Below are 13,285 nucleotides of genomic sequence, written 5' to 3'. Positions count from 1 at the left end.
CTCCTCAGAAGCTACAGCCATACCGGTTGGGTATGAGAAGCTCCAAGGGCGAGCATGGCCCGGTTCTTATTGACTTTCTATTACACATAAACGGGCAGATGAGCGCCCGGGTGATGACGACCTTGGAGGGAATGTTTCCGCGAATCGAGGTGTACAGCATCGACGAGGCGTTCGCCGACCTGACGGGGATGACGGGCGACTTGGTGCCGCTGGGGCACGAGGCGCGTGAGCGCGTGCTGCGCTGGACCGGTATACCGGTGGGGGTGGGAATAGGGCCGACAAAGACCCTAGCCAAGCTGGCCAACTGGGCGGCCAAGACCTGGCGCAAGTCCGGCGGGGTGATCGACCTGCGCGATGCGGAGCGGCGCGATCGGCTGTTGCGGATGACAGAGGTTGGCGAAGTGTGGGGGGTTGGCCGGCGGCTGACGGCCCGGCTGCGACCGCTTGGCATTCAAACGGCCTGGGACCTGGCGCAGTACGACGCGGCATCGCTGCGCCGGCAGTTCAGCGTGGTCTTGGAGAAAACCGCACGCGAGCTGGGCGGGATCTCTTGTCTCGAACTCGAGGAGGCGGTACCGCCGCGGCAGATGATTTGTTCCTCGAAGATGTTCGGCAGCCGACTGCGCGACATCGCTCCAATCCGTGAAGCGGTTGTTGCCTACGTCACCAAGGCGGCCGAGAAGCTCCGTTTGCAGCAGAGCCTGGCCGGCGCGCTGCAAGTGGCCATCCGCACCGGCATGCACAACCCCAACCAGCCGCGGTACGCCAATGCCATCAGCTGCCCGCTGCCGTACCCGACTGACGATACTCGCGTGCTTGCTGCCGCAGCCGTGCGCGGGCTTGAGGCCATCTACCGGCAGGGCTACGCCTACAGCAAGGCGGAAGTGCTGCTGATGGATCTACGGCAGCGAGGCGAATTCACTGGTGATCTGTTTGCCGAAGCACCCCGCCGCGGCGCCGATCGGCTGATGGCCGTGGTTGATCAGATCAACGCGCGCGAGGGCGGGGGAACCGTCCGCCTCGGCCGTATCCCCGCGGCTGCAGAGTGGGCCATGAAGCGGGAGTTGATGAGCCAGCGGTATACGACGAGGTGGGATGAGTTAATGGTGGTGCGGTGAGTGGTCGCTGTATGGAAGGGGCAATGTGGCGGGCTAGATAGGTATTATTCAGGCTGGGGGAGCGGTGACCCTTTGACCATCGGCGGTAGAATAAGGCTAGGGATGGATGAATAGATACCAGTTGTTGATTAAATCTTATTATAAAGAAATAGTGACCCCAAAATTAAAATTCTGGGAGGTCTGGATTGTAGCTGTAAGCGTTGCAGCACTTTTGCTTGGGTTTTATCTGCAGCTCCAAGATTATACATTGATCAGCATGCTTAATATGCTGATTGCCGGGTTCGGCGTAAAGCACGTGATGGATAACGATGATCGAAGGAAGCTCAGTAAAATAAAGAAGGACTATGAGCGGTTTTGTGAAAAAAACGGCGTGAGGCCAATAGACCCAAATGGCATATTAACGATTGCAGACGCGCGAAAAGCGTGGTTTTGTATGGCGCACAGGGTCGGTCCGAAGGATTTAATCGAAGTTGCTATCACCATCAAGGGGCATTATGCGGCCTATAGAGAGCTGGAGTCGCTTAATAGTATAACCTACGGCAAAGCAGCTAAGTTATTATTGTGGTTTGACGCTAGTAGATTGCTTTCGCTGCTTGCAATCATAGCCGCGCTAGGGTCGGTTGTTTTCCTCGCAGGTGTAAGCAATATCGATCCGATACTGGAGGCGTTTTATTTTGATATATTTCCCGGCCTGGTACTGATCGCGGGATTTTTGTTTGTTGCGTACTTTGCTCTCCTTGGATTCACGCCAGTTTTGCCAGCAGTTTTGGGGGTGTTTGACCTTGTTCAGGCAATGGGGCGTAGCCCAGTTAGTGATCGAGCTATTAGAAATTATATCTATGGGTTAATGAGAGCTAGCGATTAGAAGGTTGGGTCGGATGAGTTGGCTAGAGGTGTTTTAGTCAATAAGAATCTGCGATCATGTCCGTAGCAATTTCATTACAAACGCCTGCTAGCAAAGCCCGCGAGCTTCGTCTAATACGTTTAGTGGAGAGTTGGTAAGTGAGTCTACTAGATAATGCCGTCCGTTCGATTCAAATCGGTTTAGATGACTATCGATGTGACGAGCGATTAGTGTCTAGTGTAAGGAATATTTACGCAGGAATTTTGCTGTTATTCAAGTATAAGTTATTTTTGCTAAGTGGGAAAGAGACTAATGCGGCCTTGATCAAACAAAATGTCGTGCCTGCGATAGATTCCCAGGGAGTAATTATCTGGAGAGGTGTTGGGAATAAAACTATTGATGTTGCTGGAATAAAAAGCCGTTTTAAGTCTCTTGAGATTGATGTCGACTGGGCGAGATTTGATCGCATCAGTAAGCATCGCAACGAGATAGAGCACTTTTTTAGCCGGCTATCCGAAGATGAAATATCGGAATTGCTGGCAGATTGCTTCATAATAATCAGTCGATTCTTATCGCATAATTTAAATCTGGATGCCAGAGAGGTGCTTGGTGACGAGGCCTGGCAGGTTCTTCTGCATGCTTATGAGGTATATGATTATGAGGATAAGAAAAACTCTCTGGCGATAGGCTCTTTAACTTTTTACCATGATGTTATCAAAAGAGTATTTTTGGAGTTTAATTGCATTAGCTGCTCGTCATCACTTGTGCAGCCAAGTCGATCAGGCGCGGCAGAGGATGCAGTGTTTGTTTGTGCCGAGTGTGGCAGCGAATATAGCTACGACGATATATGTAATATGGGTGTGTCTGATTTGTACATAAGCTCGTTTCGGGTTGAGCCTTCAGAGGTTGATCGTCCGTTTTCTAATTGTGAAGTTTGTGGTCAGGGATTGTATTTAAAAGAGTATCGCGTTTGCACCTCATGCGGATGTATCGAATAAGCGAGGTGGGTCGAATAAGAACTTATGCTGCTTTGCATCCTCTATAAGCGGGCGGATAACAATTGATTCTATATAATCAAAGACTGACAAGACTCTCGTTCGGTCTGTCGCAAACGCCGAAGTCGATCCAAGAGGAGCCCCGCCGACGAAAGGTGGCAATCTGCACCCCGTGAGATGTATCGTATATCTGCATCATTTACTCGTTAAACTGCGCAGCCAAGGACGATAGCCAGTGATTTCTATCGGCGATATCTACAACCAAGACATCAACTTCCTCTTCGGGTCAGGAGCATCGTTCGGCTTGCTCCCGACGCTTCAACTGCAGGTCCTGACAGGTGAGGGCAACACGCGCTACACCTTGGAAGATCTAGCCACCAAATTTGAGCGCGAGGGCGACGAACGCCTAATCCCGCTCTTCATGCATTACTACGCCAGTTGTATCCGCCCGGCTGAGGAGCTCAGCCTCGAAAAGGCCATGGCTGTAGAAGCAGGCGCAACGGTTATCAAGAACTACCGCAGGTTTCTAACGACAGCGCTCGAAATGGTAAAGCGCCGCAAAGCGCTGGACCGTCGTTGCAATGTGTTCACGACGAACTATGACGGTTGCTTCCCGCTAGTGGCCGACGCGCTTATCAATGAGGGTCACACTGACTTCGTACTGAATGATGGTGCGCGAGGGTTCACGCGGCGCATTCTACAGGCGCGAAATTTTGGGTCTTACCTTTGCCAGGCCGGTGTCTTTGGCCGACATCAAAGTAGCATTCCTCAAATCAATCTGATCCATTTGCATGGGTCGGTCTATTGGAGCAAGTTGGACGCAGCGATTCAGGTCGGCTACGACCTATCTAGCCGAGAAGGTCTGCTGGACGCTGACGCCATGGAATTGCTGCAGCCATTTTCGGCTGCGCTTAACAACCCTGCATCGACGCTTGCCGACGTCCCGGTGCCAGATTTTACAGATGATGAAGTGGATGCGTTTTGGGCCAGGTATAAGCGGATCCCTATCGTGAATCCGACCAAGTGGAAGTTTCACGAGACAGTTTACGAGGAACATTACTATCAGATGCTACGGCTGCTCAGTTATGAGCTTGAGAAGCCTAACGCAGTGCTCATCACCTTCGGGTTCTCGTTTGCCGATGAGCACATCCTCAACCTCGTTATGCGCTCCCTGTCAAATCCCGGTCTCCAGGTATTCGTTTGCTGTTACAGCCAGACGGGGCACGCCGAAATGGAGGAGAAGTTTAAGGGAAACCGTAACGTCAAGTGCTTGGTGCTACAAGATGGGGTAATGGATTTCACCGCATTCAATGAGAAGGTTTTGGCTTGGCCTGAGGTCACGGCTATTGCACCAGCCCCTCCCATAGCCGGCGCAAACACGGAGGTTTAGAGATGAGTATTCGCGTTGGCGAGGTAATAGCGGTCCATGGAACAAAAGTGCTTTTGAAGATCGACGAACAGTCGAGCAAGGAAACAATGTTCTATGAAGGAGAGAAATACAAGGGTGTCTCAATCCGCGAATATCTATCCATCCAGCGCGGCTTCCGCGACATTATCTGCATTGTCGAGGGCGAGTATCTGGACGAAAGCCGTACTGAGCTGCATGACGGCCGACCCACGTTTGTGCGAAAGGTAGAAGCTAGGCCGATTGGATACTTCGACCGTTCGGGCTTCACTCAGGGCATCAAGTATCTTCCGATGATTCAGGACGCGGCTTACCTGCTTCCTGAAAAGAAAATCAGGTCCATTTTTGATCGCAACGCGGATAGCGATTTCAGAGTAGGAACCATGCTGAAAGAGGACATCACGGTTGGGTTGCCGTGGAAGCGGCTCTTTAACAGCCATATCGGCATCTTCGGAAATACCGGAAGCGGTAAGTCTAATACTCTGGCAAAGCTATACAGTGTTCTTTTCGATCAAAAGATTCCTCTCATTAGAGGTAAGAGCCGCTTCATCATCTTGGATTTCAATGGTGAGTACGGAGGCGAGCAGCTCGCGGCGGCGGCTCACAAAGTCGTCTACCAATTGTCTACGATGACCGCTCCAGACCTGAACGATCCCGCTTCCCGATTTCCGCTCGCAAAGCATGAGTTCTGGCAGCTCGAGACTATGTCGCTGCTCTTCCAGGCCACGCCCAATACGCAAAGGCCTTTCCTCAATCGTGTTATTTCAGGTTGGGAGCGCCATGGAGGAATCCAAGGTTCACTTGCGACGTATGCGAAGCGAATGTTCCAGAAATCGTTCTGCGCCGGTGAGGTTAAGCCAGCGACGCTGGATTTGATGAGGACCGTTGCGCGGCGCATGGATAACCAGCAAGTCCAGGACATGCTGGCAGACATAACTTGGCACCGGACTGGCGGCCGCTTTATTTACAACGGGCATTTCATCGGCACCGATGGTGAGCGATATGCTGCGCATATCGCTCCAATCGTAGATACGCTGGACGCCGATGGTCTAGATGATTTTGACCAGCTTGTACTACGGGTCAATCTGCAGCTTCTATCAGATTTGAACGCTGGATATGTTCAGTTCGAGCATATCCAGCCACTTCTGAAGCGCGTCGAATCCTCACTCTCCCCCCTACGTAAAGTGCTGTTGGTTTCGGATTCGCCGCAGGATGAACGCCTGCTTACGGTCATTTCGATGCGTCGCTGCAACAACGAGACCAAAAAGGTACTGCCACTGTTGTTCGCCAAGCATTACTACAACAGCCATAAGGCCACAGTTGCTAATCCTCCTGACCGCACGATCCATCTCATCGTTGACGAGGCGCACAATATCCTGTCCGACCAATCTGCGAGAGAAAGCGAAACCTGGAAGGATTATCGGCTTGAACAGTTCGAAGAAATCATCAAGGAAGGGCGAAAATTCGGCATGTTCATTACCATCGCCAGCCAGCGTCCGGCTGACATTTCGCCCACAATCGTCTCGCAGCTCCACAATTTCTTCATTCACCGCTTGGTAAATGATCGTGATCTATACTTGATCGATAATACGATCTCAACGTTGGATTCTTTGTCTCGCAGCCTTATCCCGGGGCTATCCCAAGGTTGTTGTGTGGTTACTGGTACCGCGTTTGAGCTGCCAATGGTGATCCAAGTGGATCGGCTACTAGATGGTAAGCAGCCGGCCAGCGACGACGTTGATCTGGAGAGACTTTGGAGTGATGCTCAGGCAATCGGGGCCGAGGAATAGAGTCAGTCGCAGCACCAAGGGGCTGCACTATCTTCTGTTACAGGCTGACGCTCAACTAAGGATAGATGTTGGGCGACTGTCGCTAGCCGATAGTGCCCGTGGGCATCGTCCGCATGCTGCCAGCGGTTACTGACTGCCTATGCTTACTAGGCAGATTCACCTGTATGAAAGGTGGGGTTGAACCTCTGAGCGTTTAGTACCGCAGTTCAGTGGCGAGATTTGCGGCTATATGCTTGTATAAAAATGCAGTTCCGTATTGAGGCATTCTGCTGCGAATGCCTGCGTAGCAGAGCTGGTCATCACGCGGCACAGTTCAATATGCACATTGAGGAACCATGATGATCACCTTCCGCGCCTGCCTATCGGTGTCCTGCGTTGCGCTCGCCCTACATGCACCAACTTCATCAGCCGACATCCTTGCGACAGCTTCGGCTGGCACGTCGGTTTCTGGTGTAATCGATCAGCTGAAGAGCGCAGCAGAGAAAATCATGCATGACCTTGACAACACGGTGAACGTGAATGCTTTCCGTATCCGACAAGATATGCAAATCGTTATCAGCGACCTGAATTATGCGGCTCAGGAGCTTGAAGGAAAGGTCGTCAAAGACCTCAATGACTCACAGCGCCTTTTTTTCTCCCAGTCTGAGTCTTTGATCCACGTTGCTGCCAGCGCAGCTAACGCCTCCATCGAAAATCTGGAAGATGTTCAAATTCGTTTAAGTGACTCTATTCGTGATTTACCGTTTGCCCGAAGAACAGCGCGAGTCTTACAGGTTGATCCGACCTATGTCGAGTCAACCTTCGCAGGAAAGATCGACAATACCACGACTGATCTCAACATCTTGTCGATGGGCGATACACTGTCGTTGAGAGAAAAGTTGAAGCTAGAGGAAAAACAGATAAGCGACCCGCCTATTCTGGATGAGCGCCAGCAATCTATGCTGGAAGCGCTCGCGGCCTCTGAGCTTAAATCCCAATTTGACGAAATGAGTGTTAAGACTCTTAGCAATTCGATAGATCTCTCAGAAGAATTAAAAAACTTAGCCCAGAATGCACCCCTCGGGACTTACAGGGCTTATAAACCAGAGATCTTGAGCAAATCAAAAGAGCCGTCGCACGCGGTTAGAAACTTCCTCAGAAAGGAGGCCGTCGAGGCGCTTAAGCTTGATAAGCCAAATATGTTTGGTCAGTTCAAAGATGTCTCCATAATCATCAAAGGGTCTGACTTAAATTACGGGCCGGCGTCCTTGTCATTCGGTGATACTTCATGCATTTCAGTCGAGCAACTCGACTCTAAACTCACTTTTAAATGCCCTGGATTAGCCTTCATTTCCAACTCAGTGATTGAAGGCCGTAACGGGGAGCTGGTCGTTATGGACTATCAGCCGTGGTATACCCGCTTTTGGAATTGGATTACCAGCACCCCAGCCGCTACTCGAATGTTCAAAACCTATGTGACTGTGGTTCCACAGAAAGCGGGTGACTACAGCGTTACCGCGGTGGTTCAGACGCCAAAGCCTATCGAAGAGGCTGTTAGCGAAGCCGTTGCTGTAGGTAACTCACATTGTGCTGGTGAGAGGTCCTATGTCGTCCGTGTGAATCGTCGAGGGGACGCTTCTTGGATAATTGACTACAAGACTGTAAGCGTCGTTGAGAACAGCGGGAACCAGGGTAGGTCAGTAGATGGGCCGCTTGAGACAAGCCCAGGGGGGTTCATTATGAGTATTAAGCTTAAAAATGGTGGATCTTGCGGTCCTAACCGGCCATTTAGCGGGGACAAACTTTGGTATGACGCGCGAGCGTGGTTCAATGGAACTGTTAGCTGGAAGGAAAAAAAGGTCCTTCAGGAGTTGGTGCCAACGCAAATTCGCGCGGGGGAGATGTTCTGGGGAAAAGATATCGATCTCAAGCTCCCAGAAGGAACCCAGAGCTTCAAAGTGACTGTTAACCAGATCAATCAGATGACTCAGACAGTACTCGGTGCAGATACTAAGCCGTGGTTTAGAGTTCAAAGCGATGGGACAAAAACCTTTTTGGTCATCTCGCCCGCAAAGCTGACAGACGCTTTGCGATAGTCACTGCGGTCTGCCCCGGAATGAATGGGCACTTGCTCAGAATCTACATGCTGCCGCAAGGAGCGCTCAAGACTCAGGCCAGACGACGTTTCCCGAATGCTTCAACCGCGAACCCTAAACCGGGTGCTTGCAGGAGCGCCGCTTCGTCATGTAAGTCGAACACACCGCATTGCTGAAAACATGCTGAGCAATCCGCGGAGTATCGTCTGAGTACCTCATGATATAGCGCTTTGGCATGAGAGAGTTCGGGGCTGGCTTTTTGTTGTGGGATTTCGACAATGGAGCTTAAGGGCATCTAAGACTGATGAAGCCGAATTTTGGGATAGCAGTAGACATGGTGAAACCTCAAAAGCCGCGCTATCTCAAAGGATGGGGCCAAGTGTTGATCAAAAAGTGCGCAGTTCTAGCGGCCGCGAGGGCAATTTTCCAGCATTGAGATGGCTACAAGTGCCTGGCGCCACCGTCAACTATTTGCTGCTATTGGAGCTTCAAGGATGCAGCTAAGGAGCTTGCCAATGAAGATGCCGACTCGGTCTGAACAGGAGGTTTTTTCTGATCTTGCTGAGCTGTGTCAGAAGCCTGGTTATGTGCACGCTCTTGCCTACCTATGCTTTCGTGACAATGTGATCCTCTATAAAGGGCACGTGCAGCAATCTGACCTAGAGAAAATGTTCTCTCCGTCTAGGTTGATCCGTACAGAGATAACTACTCTGATGGGGCTGATGGTCAAGGGGGCGATTGACTGGTCGCTTCCGTCTCCTCGAACTCTGCAGGCCTACTCTGACAAGACCGAAAGTCTTTTGGAGGAGTTGCATCATTGTCTTTCTGGAGAGTTTTTCCATGATATTACTAAGGAAGCGTTAGAAAATGGCTCATTTGACCCATTCAATAGGGGCGCAGCATTAAGGGAGCCGATTTTTTACGGTGGTGAAGCGGCATACGGCTTTCAGTACCTAGACTTGGCAATTTTAAAGTATGCAGCGGATGCTCCGTGGCTTGAGGCGAACAAAGGCTTCAACATTGAACATGCTGTACTCGTAGCTAAGACTATTGAGTCTTTGCACGTCGATCACTTTGCCTCTCATAGGGTGCGTACAAGAAGTATGCACCCTGATGAGTGGACTATGCTGCCTATCTTTTCCTTTAGCGTGGACGAGGTGGTCGTAGGAACTGGGCTTTCCAGGGAGCTGGTAGTGCGAGTTCTTGAAGCATTCGAGCTTCCCGGTGGAGAGCAAAATAATGGATTTGAAGCATTGAATGATTTCAATGCTATAACCGCTACGCCTTTGTTGCGTATGCCGTGCGGCGATGTTTTTTCACTGCAAGGATACTCCTTGGCAGAAGCTATTTATGAAGCCCCTTTTTATTGGATGGCAAAAGATAAGAGATATCTTCCAACTCTTACAAAAAATCGAGGAGATTTTACCGAGTGTTTTGCAGGTGCACGTCTCGCTGCCGTATTTGGCAAGCAACATGTTCATATGAATGTTGATGTTGTTGAGAGCAAGGCTACAAGAACATCGGAGATAGATGTTCTTGTTGTATGGGGTGATCGCGTCATCATTGTGCAAGCTAAGTCGAAGCGTTTGACATTGGAGGCGAGGAAGGGGAACGATCAGGTAATCCGAGATGATTTTAAGAAGGCTGTTCAGGCTGCTTATAGTCAGGCCGTCGAGTGTGCCAAGAGTCTCCTTAACAAAGATTACAAGCAGATTGTCTCAAACGGTACCGCAGTGGAGTTGCCGGAGGTTATAAAGGAGGTATACCTATTTTGTGTTGTAAGTGACCACTATCCTGCGTTGAGTTTTCAGGCTCGTCAGTTCTTGCAACCTGAGGTAGTTGACCGGGTACAGGCGCCTTTGGTGATGGATGTCTTTGCTCTGGATGCGATGACTGAAATGCTCGAATCGCCTTTGCGGTTTCTCAGCTATGTAAATCGCCGGGCGAATTTTGCTGAGCAGGTTATGGCGTCGCAAGAGTTGACGATTCTTGGTTATCACTTGTCAAAGAATCTTTGGGTAGAGCAAGATATTAACCTGATGCATCTTGCTGATGATTTCTCGTCTGGTCTAGATATTGCAATGATGGTTCGACGCACTGGGCTAGAGGGAGCGGCTACACCAGATGGGGTTCTAGCACGTCTCTCTAAAACATTGATTGGGCGGATAATCAAAGACATTGAGTCGCATCCGCTTTCGGCAACTATAGAACTCGGTTTTCAACTGCTGGCTCTTAGTGAAAAGGCAGTTGTTAGTATAAGTCGAGCAGTTGATCGGTTGGCGGGGCGATCAAGGTCTGACGGCAAATTGCATGATGCCACGTTTGTGTTGGAAGATGGACCGGGGATTACATTTCACTGCACCAATGAGCCCGCGTCTATCGCAGGCCCTCGCCTAGAGTCTTACTGCTCCCTGCGTAAATACAAGCAGAAGGCTACTCAATGGTTTGGTCTTTGCCTAAGTCCTATTGGTCCAAGAGTAAGGTTTGGGGTGACGCTGACTTCTCCTTGGATACAGAACGACCAAATGGATGTAGCGGCCCAAGATCTGCGAGAGCCCATGCAGGTTGAGCAAGCACTATCTAGCTTGATGCAAGGGCGCTGTCGGGTGCAGAAGGTTGGTAGAAATGATCAATGCCCTTGCGGCAGCGGCCGAAAGTACAAGAAGTGTTGCTTGAGCTAGCTCAGACAATTCAGTACCTGAGTGAGGGGGAAGGGTGCGCGAAATGTGCCACCGCCTCTCGGTATACATTTCCTCGCCTAGGGGCAACCCAAGCTCACGAACCCGACTGTTGGCGTTTTGCTCATCGACTTAGAACCTCGAAAACCGCGCATGAAAAAGGCGCGCGAGTATACAGAGCTGAGCATTTTTTAGCCATGCCGAACGTGCCGTTCAGCGGGACGTTGCAGCGACGCCGGCAGTCTGTGGGGGTGGCTGCGGCAGATAGCGCTTGAGCCTGAGCGCCGGCGCTTCGATCAGATGCCAGCACAGCACGGCGGCGGCCAGGCTGGTGATGAAACTCAAGGCCATGAACGGCAGCAGCGGTAGCCGGCCATCGCTCCAGTGCATGATCAGCTGCTGGATCGGAAAGGCGAAGATGTACAGGCCGTAGGAGAAGTCGCCGGCCTTGCCGAACCCGGCCAGGCGCGGGATGCGTAGCTGGGCGAGGTAGAGCGTGAGGTAGGGGAGCGTCAGCACATGGACGAACTCCCACTGGTCGTTGCGCGCGAAGATCAGGTTGGCGACCACCATCAGCGTGGCGAGCTTCCAGCTCCACAGGATTCGCTGGCGATACAGGTAGAAGGCCACTCCGGCATAGAAGAACGCTCCCAGTCGGGTGGCCTTGTACAGCAGGTCGCTCTGCACCTCGTAGAGTGGGATCAGCCAGAAATGCGTGACGACCATCAGCAGCAGGCTGATCAGCGCCATGTTGCGACCGAATGCCTTGAGCAGGCCAAGCGTTACCACGGTGGCATACATCAGCACCTCGTAGGGCAGCGTCCACAGCGAGCCGTTGACCGTGTCCGGGAAGGGATTGCTGGCGAACACGCCGGGCAGGCGGAACTCGGTGATCAGCGCGGCGTTGCTCAGGTAGGCGAAGGTGCCGGGTGCCCTGAAGTACTCGCCCAGCGGCAGGCGCGTGGCCAGCGGCCCGATCACGAGCACGACGAACAGCACCGAAACGATCAGCGCCGGCATGATGCGCAGCGCCCGCTTGGCGGCGAAGTCCAGCACGCTGCGGCTGTTCAGCCAGGAGGCGGCGATCAGGAAGCCGCTCATGACGAAGAACACGTGCACGGCGATGTCCGCCGAGTCGTAGCTGCCACTGAACAGGCGCAACGGCTCCTGGTGCGCCTGCCCGGCGAGGCCGTAGCTGTGACCGAACACCACCATCGCGGCGGCGAAAAAACGCAGGAAATCGAAGTTGTTGTCTCGGTTCGCCGGGGTGGGCGTGGGCATCGGAACCTCCTTGTGTGTGTGGTCAGCGCAGTGGGAATGTCCGGCTCATCCCCAGCGTGCGGCTTTCGCCGTCACGGATCGCCTGTTCGATCAGCCGCAGTCGTTCCGGCACCTGCTGGCGCCGCGCGACATGACGCAGCAGGCCGAGGAAGATCAGACGGTTCAGGCGGTACAGCCACGGCGAGGCCGCCCACACATGGGTGTCGAACCAGGCCTGGTTGCGGGCGGTGTAGTAGGCGCGGAAGTCCGAATCGCCGAGCAGGAAGGCCTCGTAGATGTTGCGGGTGTGCGCCTTGATGTTCCACGACAGCTCCAGCTCGTCGATCAGCGCATCGGTGACCAGCCGCAGACGGCCGCCCATGGCGGTGATGCGGCGGGTGTACTCGGTGTCGTCGGCGTAGAGCACGAGTTCGCGCAACGGCAGACCGATCGCCTGGTACAGGCTGCGATGCGCGAGCATGCCGCCGTAGGGGGCGAACGGCAGGTCGATGGCGCGTGGCGGCGTTCCTTTGGGCCGGCCCCAGGGCAGGCGCCGCCAGAGCTTGTAGGGCAGCTGCGCGACATGGAAGCCGAAATAGCTGGAGCGCGGCTGAATGGCGAAGCGTCGCGGCACGCCGCGAGCGATATCCTCCTGCTGGCTGGGGCGGAAGCCCAGCACTGCGGCATTCTGCAAGCCCACCTCATCGCCCAGCCGCGCCAGTTCCTCGTGCAACAGGCGCACGGCGGACGCGGTGGGCGCGTTATCGTCATCCATCATCCACAGGTATTCGGCGCCTTCTTCGAGTGCGGCCTGCAGGCCTACCGCATAGCCGTTGGCCGAGCCGGTGTTCTGCTCCAGCGGGATGATGCGGACCTGGCCGGGCCAGCGGCTGGTGAGCTGTTCGAGCGGTGCGCGGGAGGCGTTGCTGACCACCACCACGCGGGTGATCTGCTCGAAGGCAAAGGCCTGTTCGATCAGGCGACGCAGGTAGATGAGGCGATCGCCATAGGTGACCGTGACGATGGTCGTCTGGCGCCTGATCGGCATGTCGCAGGCCATGTCGGCCACAGCCGGCGTCTGTTGGCGGCACGGTTGAATGCGAGCCTGGTTGTGCATGGT

The 13,285-nt window shown here is 53.1% G+C and carries 9 protein-coding genes; 7 read left to right on the top strand and 2 right to left on the bottom strand.

What is annotated here, in order from left to right:
* The 7 genes from ACVRRC_RS17540 to ACVRRC_RS17510 form a co-directional block, all read left to right on the top strand.
* Positions 1-1,118: DUF4113 domain-containing protein (locus ACVRRC_RS17540; protein ID WP_472997302.1), on the top strand; the 1,118-nt coding region annotated here is incomplete at its 5' end.
* Between the two features lie 106 nt (positions 1,119-1,224).
* Positions 1,225-1,983: a hypothetical protein gene (locus ACVRRC_RS17535; RefSeq protein WP_472997301.1), complete on the top strand. Its 759-nt coding sequence runs from the start codon at positions 1,225-1,227 to the stop codon at positions 1,981-1,983.
* A gap of 137 nt (positions 1,984-2,120) precedes the next feature.
* On the top strand, positions 2,121-2,960 hold the full coding sequence (locus ACVRRC_RS17530) for a hypothetical protein (protein ID WP_472997300.1): 840 nt from the start codon (positions 2,121-2,123) through the stop codon (positions 2,958-2,960).
* Positions 2,961-3,192: 232 nt separating this feature from the next.
* Entirely contained in the window at positions 3,193-4,347 is a 1,155-nt protein-coding gene (locus tag ACVRRC_RS17525; RefSeq protein ID WP_472997299.1) for a hypothetical protein, read from the top strand.
* Positions 4,348-4,349: 2 nt separating this feature from the next.
* Positions 4,350-6,152, top strand: coding sequence for an ATP-binding protein (locus ACVRRC_RS17520; RefSeq protein ID WP_472997298.1), 1,803 nt, complete (start codon positions 4,350-4,352; stop codon positions 6,150-6,152).
* A 335-nt stretch (positions 6,153-6,487) separates the two neighbouring features.
* Positions 6,488-8,227 carry a hypothetical protein gene (locus ACVRRC_RS17515; protein WP_472997297.1) on the top strand — a complete coding sequence of 580 codons (1,740 nt, stop codon included), beginning with the start codon at positions 6,488-6,490 and terminating at the stop codon, positions 8,225-8,227.
* 515 nt (positions 8,228-8,742) lie between these two features.
* Positions 8,743-10,908 (top strand): SEC-C metal-binding domain-containing protein, encoded by a 2,166-nt coding sequence (locus tag ACVRRC_RS17510; RefSeq protein WP_472997296.1) that lies wholly within the window; start codon positions 8,743-8,745, stop codon positions 10,906-10,908.
* A gap of 210 nt (positions 10,909-11,118) precedes the next feature.
* On the opposite strand, the gene ACVRRC_RS17505 is transcribed toward ACVRRC_RS17510, so the two are convergent.
* Positions 11,119-12,186 (bottom strand): acyltransferase family protein, encoded by a 1,068-nt coding sequence (locus ACVRRC_RS17505; RefSeq protein WP_200631674.1) that lies wholly within the window; start codon positions 12,184-12,186, stop codon positions 11,119-11,121.
* 22 nt (positions 12,187-12,208) lie between these two features.
* Complete coding sequence (locus ACVRRC_RS17500; RefSeq protein ID WP_011912904.1) at positions 12,209-13,282, bottom strand: glycosyltransferase; 1,074 nt, start codon at positions 13,280-13,282, stop codon at positions 12,209-12,211.
* Between the last annotated feature and the right edge of the window lie 3 nt (positions 13,283-13,285).

The sequence above is a fragment of the Stutzerimonas sp. LR2 genome (genome assembly GCF_055755175.1).
Note: the sequence above shows the minus strand (reverse complement) of the source record. Positions and strands in the feature narration are given on the sequence as shown.

Bases quoted from the DNA above. Each gene is read 5' to 3' on its own strand.
- ACVRRC_RS17520 (WP_472997298.1), top strand. From the start codon at position 4,350: ATGAGTATTCGCGTTGGCGAGGTAATAGCGGTCCATGGAACAAAAGTG.
- ACVRRC_RS17515 (WP_472997297.1), top strand. From the start codon at position 6,488: ATGATGATCACCTTCCGCGCCTGCCTATCGGTGTCCTGCGTTGCGCTC.
- ACVRRC_RS17500 (WP_011912904.1), bottom strand. From the start codon at position 13,282: ATGCACAACCAGGCTCGCATTCAACCGTGCCGCCAACAGACGCCGGCT.
- ACVRRC_RS17510 (WP_472997296.1), top strand. From the start codon at position 8,743: ATGAAGATGCCGACTCGGTCTGAACAGGAGGTTTTTTCTGATCTTGCT.
- ACVRRC_RS17505 (WP_200631674.1), bottom strand. From the start codon at position 12,186: ATGCCCACGCCCACCCCGGCGAACCGAGACAACAACTTCGATTTCCTG.
- ACVRRC_RS17535 (WP_472997301.1), top strand. From the start codon at position 1,225: ATGAATAGATACCAGTTGTTGATTAAATCTTATTATAAAGAAATAGTG.